Raw genomic sequence first — 9,254 nt, forward strand, 5'->3', positions numbered from 1 at the left:
CGCATTTTACCCTTCGAGATTTACATAGGAATCGGCGAAGAAGCGCGGTGTGCACAGGCAATAGAACTCAAGGTCCACCGAACCCGTGTTTTCGATGCGCTGAGCAGCTCCTGCCGGAATAACGGCTTGGTCGCCGACTTGAAGCCTCTGCCGCGCGCCATCGATCTCCAGTATCCCCTCTCCCTGCCGGACGATATAGCGCTCGATCACCCCTGTCAGGCTATGCAGCTGCGTCATCACGCCGGGCTCGACGCGCGCCACGGCCAACGAAGATTCCGGCGATGCATCGCAATTGTGCAGTTCTGTGATGTAGCAGCGCTCATCCGTCCAGAACTCCCCCTGCGCATTTGCCGAAACGAATATGTTCTTATCGATAGCCATGGACTTCCTCCAACCATTTGAACCTGGAGAAGAACGAGATGGGCGGCGGTTCAGCAAGGACCACTTTTCAGAAAGTGGCTCGCTTCAGGAGCCAAGCTCGTGGATGATATGGCATTTAAAAATGATGCTGAGCGTTGTGGAGGACTGGCGGCGGACCGCTACACGCTACGATCGATGCGCCCACACATTCTTTTCAGCTATCTGCATCGCAGCAGCCGTTATCTTCTGGTTATGAGCAACGAGTCCTGAGCCCAACCTTGGCATCCACGCCCCTTGCTGAACCATCAACCCGAGTCGCGCACCGCTATTCGAGCGGGAGCGCCAATGCTCCCTGGTCGTCATTTCGGGGGACGACGACCTGCAAGCTACCGCCATTTGCCGGCAACGCGGCAGCCGGATGACCCGTATGGTCGAAGAGGCATGTTAGCCGGACAAGCCCATAGGTGAAATCCCGTTCCTTTCCACCGACATCCAGGGTTGCCGCGGCTTTCGGTGCTTTGGCCATAGCAGTCGTAGGACTAACGATTGCCACGCCTTCGTCAACGATTGAATCGACCGCCGCCCGCATCTGCTGGCGGTCGCGGCAGGCGGCAAGGTATGCCGACATGCTGATCGATTCCGCATAATCGACGGCAGCCCGCCCCTCTCGCGGCAATTCAGCGCCGGGGACGACAAAACCGCGGTAGAAGGCCGCCGTCTCAACGCAGAAGATCGTGCTGTGAACGCCGCTCACCCGATCGAGCGCAGGGAGACGGGTTTCAGACAGCGTGATGCCCGCGCGTTCCAACGCTTTCAGCGTTTGAGCAAACGCTTCCTGTACGTCTTGCTCGCATTCCGCAATCCAATCGGGATCGAAGACGAGATGCCGTGCCGCGGGTCTGGGCGATCCGTCGGGAGAAAGCGCGTTGGCCACCAGCGATAGATCCTCACGCGTGCGGGCCATCGGACCGACATGATCCAGCGACGGAACGAGGGGCCAGACACCTGCCAGGGACCACCGGCCGAAACTCGGTTTCAACCCCGCGACCCCACACAGCGCGGCAGGGATGCGGATCGATCCACCGGTATCGGTACCGATTGCCGCATGGCAAAGCCCCGCCGCCAGCGCCGCAGCGGAACCGCCCGACGAGCCGCCGACGGAGAGACCGGGATCGGCCGGATGCACCACCTCGGCGGTGCGCACCCCAAAGGCGCCGGGGTCACTGATCGTGGTGCCGACAATCGTCGCGCCAAGCACGCGTAGCCGTGCGGCGATCCAGCTGTCCTCCGATGCTTCCCGGTTCCGCAGGAAGCGCATGCCGGCGCTTGCATGCGCCGGCACCGTGTCGATGTTTTCCTTCACCGCCACGCAGAGACCTGCAAGCGGCCCCGCGTCGCGGCCTGCCGCCCTTGCAGCATCAGCATGGCGGGCCTCGGCGAGTGCCGTGGCTTCCAGTGTCTCGCGAAAGGCGTTGATCCGGGGATTCTCCCGGGCGATGCCCGCCAGCATCGCCCGGGCGATCTCCTCGGCACTTGCCGCGCCGGACAGGAAGGCGGCCCTTGCCGCCTTCGCCGAGGTGAGGATGTCGTTCAATTCAGGGTGCATCCGGGTACATCCGGGTCGATCTGGCCAAAATTCTCGATGGTTTCCCAATGGCCGTCAGGCGTGCCGCGGGCAAGGATGGAATTTGCGCGCAAGCAATTGTTGGCGGCGAAGTTCACCTTACCTTGCGGGGCATCGAACTCGACCTCTCGCAGCGCCTTAATCACGGCCTCGCTGTCCGTCGATCCTGCCTTCTCCACGGCGGCGGCATAAAGGTATACGGCGTCATAGGCCGCCTCGCCGATGGCGTTGATCGGCTTGTCGGCACCGTACTTCCTGGCGAAGGCCTCGGTGAAGATCTTGTTGCGCGGCGTGTCGAGCTTCATGAAATAGGCCTGGTTGGAAAGCGCGCCCGCCGTCAATTCCGGGTGGGCGAAGGAGAACAGCTCGTCCAGCGCATTAGAAAAGAGCTGCTGCTTGAAGCCGAAAGACTGGTATTGCTTCAGGGCCGTGATGACATCCGCGCCCGCCACCATCATCCAGATGAAATCGGGATTGGCCGCCCGCGCACGGTCGAAGATCGGTGCGAAATCCTGCGTGCCGAACGGAGCGAATTCGGCACCAAGCAGCTTACCGCCGAGCTTTTCGATCTCCGTCTTGATGACCTCGGCCGAATTGCGCGGCCAGATGTAATCGGAACCGATGACGTAGACCGTTTTACCGGTATTCTTTGTCAGCCAGCCGAGCGAGGGTACGATCTGCTGGTTCGGCACCTGGCCTGTCGAGAAGAAGCTCCGGTCGCAGACGCCGCCCTCGTAGTAGGTCGAGTACATCAGGATATGGTTCGCCGGGCTGGTGACCGAACGAGCGGCGACATGCTCCAGCGAGGCGATCATGCCCATGGTCGCTGCAACCTCGTCTTCGAACACCAGCTTGCGCGCCTTCTCGATTGCGCCGCGGGTGGTGGTCTGGTCGTCCTCGACGACATACTCGATCTTGCGGCCACCAATGCCGTTGGCCGCGTTCAGTTCTTCCACCGCGAGCTCGAAGCAGTGGAGCTGCGTTTCACCGAGAATGGTTTCAAGGCCGGTGAGCCCCGACAGGAAGCCGAGCTTGATCGTGTCGGCGGCGCGCAGGATGGACGGTGCGCCGAGCGCCGAGGCGGCAGCAATGCCGGCAAGGCCCTGGAGCGCGCGGCGGCGGGTGATAAGCGTCATTGTAGTTCCCCTTTTGGTTCGCCTTGATGCAATCCCGGCCACCCGGGCGTCTTCAGATGGCCAGATACCGGTGAAGCGTCTCCTCTTCGAGCGTCTGCGGTGCGCTTTCGTGCACGATGCGCCCCTTCTCCATGAACAGCACCCGGTCGGCCGCCGAGAGGCCAAGATCGAGGTTCTGTTCCACCAGAAGTACGCCCAGTCCCTTTTCGGCCGCGAGCTTGCGCAGGATATCGCCGATCATCTGAACGATGTTCGGCTGGATGCCCTCGGACGGCTCATCCAGAAGCAAGAAATCCGGCGCGGCGGCGAGCGCCCTGCCAAGCGCCAGTTGCTGCTGCTGCCCGCCCGAAAGTGTGCCGCCCAACTGGTTGCGGCGCTCGGCAAGGATAGGGAACATCTCGAAGATCTCGGCCGGCACCGTGGCGCTGCGGTCCCGGCGGGCACGCGTACCCATCGTCAGATTGTCCATCACCGAGAGCTTGTGGAAGATGCCGCGACCCTGCGGCACATAGGCAAGGCCGGACCGCGCGATCTTTTCCGGCGGCAAGCCGGCAACGGCGCTGCCGCTCAGCGCGACCTGCCCCGCCCAGGGCCGGTTGAGGCCGATCAAGGCCTTCATCAGGGTCGTCTTGCCAACGCCGTTGCGACCGAGGATCGAGACTACCTCGCCCTTTCGGACCGACAGGGTGACGCCTTGCAGAACCTCGGTGCTGCCGTAGCCTGCGCGCAGATCGTTCACATCCAGCATCACGCACGCCCCAGATAGATATCGCGCACCATCGGGTCGCGCTCGATTGTTGCAAAATCCCCTTCCGCGACGAGCCGGCCCTGATGCATCACAACGGTCCGGGCGGAAAGCGCCCGCACGAAATGCATGTCATGATCGATCACCACCACCGTGCATGTGCCGCGAAGCGACAGGAGAAGGTCGGCTACGGCTTGGGTCTCCTCCGACGAAAGGCCCGCCGTCGGCTCGTCGAGCAGCAGCAGGCGCGACTTGCGGATCAGCCCCATGGCGATTTCAAGCCATTGCTTCTTGCCGTGGGCTAGCACGTCGGCGCGGATATCGCGCTCGGCGGCAAGCCCGGTGCGCGCCATCACTTCTTCCGTGTCACCACCGCCCGCCACGGCCAGGTTTTCTGCCACCGTCAAAGAACCGAAAACCGACGGAACCTGGAACTTGCGCGCGATGCCGGCGCGAGCGATCGCATGGCGCGAAAGCCGATCGATCGGGTTGCCATCGAACAGGATGCAGCCGGAACTCGGCGCGATCGCACCGCAGATCATGTTGAGCAGGGTGGATTTTCCGGCTCCGTTGGGTCCGATCACGCAGGAGACCTCCCCTGCGGCAAAGGTTACGCTGACACCCTCGACCGCGACGAGCCCGCCGAAGTGGCGACCGAGACCTTCGGTGCGCAATTCTCCGCCGACCATCATGCCGCCCTCCTTTGCTTCATTGTCTTCCAGCGCGTCCATAGTTTCTGCGCGGCAGCGGGCAGGCCATCGGGGAAGAAGAACACCATGGCGAGAAAGAACGCGCCGATGAACAGCGGCCAGGCCGACGCGCTGAGCGTGGAGACCTCCTGCTGCAGCCGCCAGACGATCATCGTTCCCGCGACGGCGCCGATGAGGGAACCGCGGCCTCCGACCGCGACCCACATGATGACCTCGGTCGACAGAAGAAGGGCGATCATGTCCGGAGCGACGAAGCCGGTTCCAGTGACATAGAGCGCGCCTGCAAGACCCGCGATCAGCCCAGACAGAACGAAGACCACGAGCAGGTGAAGCGACGTATTGTAGCCAAGCGTCTGGGCCTTGCGCTCGTCATCCTCGATTGCTCTGAGAACGAGCCCCCTCCGGCCGCGCAGCCCCGCCCAAAGGGTAAGCACGATACCGAACAGCACGGCAACCACGAGATAGTAGAACACCTTGCCGGTGATCGGGGTGCCGATGGTGAGTGGCGGCACGCCAATCAGACCGGCATCGCCGCCCGTGATGGAGGACCAGCCGATGGCGATCTGCTGTGCGATCAGGGTCAAGGCCAGCGTAACGATGGTGAAATAGGCTCCGCGTACGCCGCCGAAGATGACGAAATACCCGACGGCGAGCGCGATCACGCCGGCAAGGCCGACGCCGAAGGCAAGCCCCGCAAGACTGCCCCAGGCCGCGCCTGGCGCCACGTGGATCGTCATTATCGCCATACCGTACGCGCCCGCGCCGAAGAAGGTGGCGTGGCCGAAGGAGAGGACGCCGGTGCGCCCCCAGAAAAGATCGAGCGAGACGGCGAAGAGCGCGAAAAGCAGGATATCGCGAAGGCCGGAGACCCCGGAAAACGAACCGAATGCCGGGTAGGCCGCGAGCGCCGCCATGATGGCGATGGTGATGAAAAGCCAGGTCTTGTCGCGTTGTGTCATGCCGGCACCAGCCCCTGCGGACGGAACCGCACGATGACGACTGCAAGGATCAGCACGCTGGCCTGCGCCACGGTGATCGGTACGGTGGTGGAAAGCAGCGATTCCAGCCCTCCCACGAAGGCCGATCCGGCGACGACGCCGGGGATGGAACCCGCGCCGCCGACAAGGACGACGAAGAAGGATCGTGCAAGATAATTGACGCCCATCAGCGCCGTCACCGCGACGAGCGGGGCGATGAGAACGCCGGCGAGGGCCGCAAGCGCCGCTCCGCTTGCAAAGGCCCTGCGATAAACCCTTTCGGCATTCACGCCGAGCGCCCGCGCCATGCCCGCATTCTGAATCACAGCGCGGACATCAAGCCCGAATGGCGTCTTTCGGAAGGCCAGCACGCAGCCCGCCATGACCGCAAAGGCGAAGACGATGAGGAAGAGCCGGTAGGCCGGATACGTGGTGCCGAGTATTTGCACCGAGGCCTCGAACGGCGCGGTCACCGGCCGGGGTGCGGCGCCGTAGATCAGGATGATCGCCTGCTGCAGGATGAGGCTCAGCCCCCAGGTGGCGAGAATGGTGGAGATGGGTCTATCGTAGAGGCGCCGGATCACCGTGACCTCAAGAACCGTGCCGAGAAGATAGCCGACAACCGGCGCCACGATGAGCGCCAGCCAGAATGAGCCGCCGGCCGCCTGTACGCTGAACAGCGTATAGGCCCCGATAGTCACGAACTCGCCGTGGCTGAGGTTGATGATGCCCATCAGGCCGTAGATGATCGCAAGTCCTAAGGCGACGAGCATCAGGATGCTCATCAGCGTCAGCGCATTGAGGGAAAGTGAGACGATATCCGGCATCACTGTCCTCCCATCAAGCGGCCGGCCGCCTCGGCGGCATCGAGCACGTAGCCGTCTCCACCGCGGGGGCCGACGATCTGCACGCCGATCGGCAGCCCTTCGGCCATTCCACAGGAAAGGGTGCAGGCCGGCTGCTGCGACAGGTTGATCGGGTAGCTGAAACCTGCCCACTCGGTCCACCGCGACAGGCCGGAACCCTCCGGCACCTCCCGCCCGGCCGCAAAGGGCAGGCAGACGGTGGTGGGGGAAAGAAGCAGATCATAGTCTGCGAGCAGACGGTCCATCGCCGCACCAAAGCGGGCGCGGGCCTGCTGGGCGGAGATGTAATCGATCAGGCTGAAGCGCGATCCTTCCGCCGCGGCCTCCAGGAAGCCAGGGTCGAGGTCCCCATGCATGTCGGCGGGGATGTGGGCGAGACGGCTTGCCGCGCCCGCCATCCAGTGCGCTTGGAACATTTCGTGCAGGTCGTCGCCTGGCAGCCGAATCGGCTCGACAATTGCGCCTGCAGCTTCGATCTGCCGGATCGAATCCAGAACAACCCGTTCGATGGCGGAATCCAGCGATCCCGTCGGCGGCGTCATCCAAAGAGCGATTTTTCGCCCCTTCCAGTGGAAAGGCCGGGGATCGAGCGAGGGCATCTCGCCCCAAGGCTGGCTCCAGTCTCGCAGGCTTCGTCCACCCATTGCGGACAGCATCGCCCGCGCATCCGCCGGGCTGCGGGTCATTGGGCCGATATGGGCGACCGTTCCGAAGACGCTTGGCGGGTCGGCTGGGACACGACCGAAGGTCGGCTTCAGGCCGAATGTTCCGGTGAAGGCCGCCGGCACCCGGATCGATCCCCCGCCATCCGTGCCGAGGTGGAGGACGCCAGCGCCGGTCGCGGACGCGACAGCCGCGCCACCGGAGGAGCCGCCCGGCGTCAGCTCCGGATTCCAGGGATTGCGGGTGATCCCGAAAGCCGGGCTGTCGGTTACGGACTTCCAGCCGAATTCGGGCGTCGTGGTCTGGGCGATGAAGACGGCCCCGGCAGCACGCATGCCCGCAACGGACGGCGCGTCTCTGGTCATCGGCGCGGCATCGGTTGCCCGGCTTCCGTACCGCACCGACCACCCCTCGACGTGCACGATGTCCTTGAGCGTGGTGGGCACGCCATCGATGGCAGAAAGCGCCGCGCCGGCCCGCCAACGGGCTTCGGCCGCGCCGGCAGCCTTCAGCGCGCCCGCATGATCGATGAGGGTGAAAGCATTGAAACGCCGCTGGACGTCCTCGGCCCGGGCAAGAGCCGCGCGGGCGACCTCCACCGGCGAAAGCGCGCCCGACCCGAATGCCCCGGCCAGGGCGGCGACATCCATGCGGCAGAGGTCCTGCGCATCGGCGATTGGCGAAATGGACTGGCGGCTGCTGTTCAACGGCATCTTCCCTCCTGAAAACCAGTGAAGACAGCATGACCGAAACAGTGCATTCTATAAAATGCAAAATATGATGCTGATTGTTACATGGAATGGATGAATGAACCTGACTCTTAGACAGCTTCGTTATCTTGTGCTTGTCGCTGAGACGGGATCGATATCGGCTGCGGCGCGCGCCTGCCGCATCGCGCAATCGTCCATCTTGGCGGCTGTAGGCCAAGCGGAAGGCGAGATGGGCTCGGGGCTCTTCGAACGCCGCCCCTCCAAGGGCGTCACGCTCACGCCGGCCGGTGAGCGTTTCATCGCGTCAGCACGGCGCTTGCTCTCGGCCGAGGCAGAGTTTGAGCGCACGATGGACAAATACACGTCCGGTATGCCGCCGGTCCTGAAGATCGGCTGTTTCGAGCCCTTCGGCGCCTTGTTCATGCCGGAGCTCTTACATCGGTTCGTCGCGGGGTACGGCACGGAAATCCAGCTCTTCGAGGGTGAGCAGCCGCAGCTCCTGACGTGGCTTGAGACGAACATGGTCGATGCGATTGTGGCCTACGATATCGGGCCAGGCCTTCCCGCGGATGCGGTCACCCTCGCCCATGTACCAGCGCATGCCCTGCTTCATATCGGCGATCCCCTCGCCCAGAAGGAATGCCTCAACCTTGCCGAACTCGTAACGCGACCCCTGGTGCTGCTCGACCTTCCGCAGACCTCCGGATATCTCGTGACGCTTTTCGATCTCGCAGGCCAGAGGCCGCAGATCTCGTTTCGCACCCGCGGCTACGACACAGTTCGCGCCGCCGTGGCGTCGGGATTCGGCATGTCGATCCTCAACATGCGTCCCATCGGGCTTGGAAGCCCGGACAGCGACCGTCTCGTACGCCGGCCGCTGATCGAAATCCTCCCGACACCACGCCTGATGATCGCGGATCGATACGGAGGTGCAAAGCCCGTCTTCCTCCGTCGTTTTACTGATCTGGCGCGTGATTTCTTCGCGGAGATCGGCCCGGAACGCTACGCTGTCGCACTTCCGGAGCGGTATCCCAGCCTTGTGGCGAGTTGATAGTTGCGCTCTTGAACGGAATTGAACCACGGACCGGACAATTGTCGCCGTGACGTTCGTGCCCATCGTGGACAAGGTGCGCATCGCGGCGGTTCCACGGCGTCGAGCGCGCACGATGTGCGCCTCCTCGCGAACTAGGCTTTTTCCGTCCTAGCGACCTGCAGCGACAATCCTCGTGCGATCTGGCCATGTCATGGCAATGACGCCTGCGAGAACACAGACCAGGCCAAGCCAGGCCATAGGCATCAGTCTCTCTCCCAGAAACAGCACGCCGATGGCGACTCCGATCGGCACGCGCATATAGGCCTGCGCCGTCGTACCGACCGAGCCGAGCGTCTGGAGGAGGCGGAAATAGATGACGAAGGCGAGCGCTGTCGAAAAGACCGACAGGCCAAGCAGCGCAACGAGCGAG

Annotated in this window: 10 protein-coding genes and 1 pseudogene; 2 read left to right on the plus strand and 9 right to left on the minus strand. The window is 63.5% G+C overall.

Translation table 11 applies throughout. From position 1 onward, the window contains the following. Positions 1 to 6 precede the first annotated feature (6 nt). Entirely contained in the window at positions 7 to 381 is a 375-nt protein-coding gene (locus ACOZKU_RS01940; RefSeq protein WP_421577431.1) for a cupin domain-containing protein, read from the minus strand. 136 nt (positions 382 to 517) lie between these two features. Between ACOZKU_RS01940 and ACOZKU_RS01945 the strand changes: the two are divergent. After that, positions 518 to 616, plus strand: a pseudogene (locus ACOZKU_RS01945) (IS5/IS1182 family transposase); the annotation flags it as partial. Positions 617 to 685: 69 nt separating this feature from the next. Here the strand turns inward: ACOZKU_RS01945 and ACOZKU_RS01950 are convergent. From ACOZKU_RS01950 to ACOZKU_RS01980, 7 genes are read right to left on the minus strand one after another with little or no spacing between them, the layout of a single operon-like run. Next, positions 686 to 1,954 carry an amidase gene (locus ACOZKU_RS01950; RefSeq protein WP_421577432.1) on the minus strand — a complete coding sequence of 423 codons (1,269 nt, stop codon included), beginning with the start codon at positions 1,952 to 1,954 and terminating at the stop codon, positions 686 to 688. Then, entirely contained in the window at positions 1,951 to 3,120 is a 1,170-nt protein-coding gene (locus tag ACOZKU_RS01955; RefSeq protein ID WP_421577433.1) for a substrate-binding protein, read from the minus strand. The genes ACOZKU_RS01950 and ACOZKU_RS01955 overlap by 4 nt, the downstream gene beginning before the upstream one ends. 52 nt (positions 3,121 to 3,172) lie before the next feature. Further along, a complete protein-coding gene (urtE, locus tag ACOZKU_RS01960) occupies positions 3,173 to 3,868 on the minus strand; it encodes an urea ABC transporter ATP-binding subunit UrtE (RefSeq protein WP_421577434.1) in 696 nt (231 codons plus the stop codon). After that, positions 3,868 to 4,557, minus strand: coding sequence for an ATP-binding cassette domain-containing protein (locus ACOZKU_RS01965; protein WP_421577435.1), 690 nt, complete (start codon positions 4,555 to 4,557; stop codon positions 3,868 to 3,870). The genes urtE and ACOZKU_RS01965 overlap by 1 nt, the downstream gene beginning before the upstream one ends. Continuing rightward, a complete protein-coding gene (locus ACOZKU_RS01970) occupies positions 4,554 to 5,534 on the minus strand; it encodes a branched-chain amino acid ABC transporter permease (protein ID WP_421577436.1) in 981 nt (326 codons plus the stop codon). Before ACOZKU_RS01970 ends, ACOZKU_RS01965 begins: the two co-directional genes overlap by 4 nt. Then, on the minus strand, positions 5,531 to 6,379 hold the full coding sequence (locus tag ACOZKU_RS01975; RefSeq protein WP_421577437.1) for a branched-chain amino acid ABC transporter permease: 849 nt from the start codon (positions 6,377 to 6,379) through the stop codon (positions 5,531 to 5,533). The genes ACOZKU_RS01970 and ACOZKU_RS01975 overlap by 4 nt, the downstream gene beginning before the upstream one ends. Further along, positions 6,379 to 7,794, minus strand: a complete 1,416-nt coding sequence (locus ACOZKU_RS01980; protein ID WP_421577438.1) for an amidase — start codon at positions 7,792 to 7,794, stop codon at positions 6,379 to 6,381. Before ACOZKU_RS01980 ends, ACOZKU_RS01975 begins: the two co-directional genes overlap by 1 nt. A 94-nt stretch (positions 7,795 to 7,888) precedes the next feature. On the opposite strand from ACOZKU_RS01980, the gene ACOZKU_RS01985 reads away from it, so the two are divergent. Continuing rightward, complete coding sequence (locus tag ACOZKU_RS01985; RefSeq protein ID WP_421577439.1) at positions 7,889 to 8,842, plus strand: LysR family transcriptional regulator; 954 nt, start codon at positions 7,889 to 7,891, stop codon at positions 8,840 to 8,842. Positions 8,843 to 8,992: 150 nt separating this feature from the next. Here ACOZKU_RS01985 and ACOZKU_RS01990 read toward each other — a convergent pair. Beyond that, a partial coding sequence (locus ACOZKU_RS01990; protein ID WP_421577440.1) for an EamA family transporter occupies positions 8,993 to 9,254 on the minus strand: 262 nt, incomplete at its 5' end.

This window comes from Shinella sp. M31 (assembly GCF_049199205.1).
GTDB lineage: Bacteria > Pseudomonadota > Alphaproteobacteria > Rhizobiales > Rhizobiaceae > Shinella.